The organism is Brevundimonas sp. ZS04, from assembly GCF_001956865.1.
In the GTDB taxonomy this organism is placed as follows: domain Bacteria; phylum Pseudomonadota; class Alphaproteobacteria; order Caulobacterales; family Caulobacteraceae; genus Brevundimonas; species Brevundimonas diminuta.
Map to the genome: position 1 here is coordinate 1 of NZ_MTHE01000062.1, position 430 is coordinate 430.

Here is a 430-nt window from a genome sequence, read left to right on the forward strand (position 1 = left end):
AACTGGAATTACTTCACGAGTGACGAGTATCTGCCGAGCCCCGTGCGTCCGGAGGGTTGGCCGCGGTCGCTGATGACGGAATATGACATGATCATGCTGGTGCGGCAGACGTTCGCGACCTTGCCCAACCGGGTGGTGCGTTTCGAACCCGGCGAGGAGGTTGTGCCGGGAATTACCTCGATCGCGACTTCAGGCCATTCGCCGGGGCACGTGTCCTATCTCGTCACATCGCAGGGCGAAAGTCTCGTGGTCGCGGGGGACGTGAGCGGCAATCCGTTCACCACCTTGCGCAATCCGGGTTGGCATCCGGCCGCCGACGTCGATGGGCCGCAAGCCGAAGCCTCGCGCCGCCGCCTGTTTGACATGATCGCGGAAAAACGAGCGCTGGTTTCCGGCTATCACTTTCCGTTTCCGTCACTCGGTCATGTGG

General features: G+C 62.1%; 1 protein-coding gene. It reads left to right on the top strand.

Features of this window, described 5'->3' with window-relative positions; translation table 11 throughout:
- Positions 1 to 87: 87 nt before the first annotated feature.
- On the top strand, positions 88 to 430 hold a 343-nt coding region (locus tag BJP32_RS16775; RefSeq protein WP_158043322.1), incomplete at its 3' end, for an MBL fold metallo-hydrolase.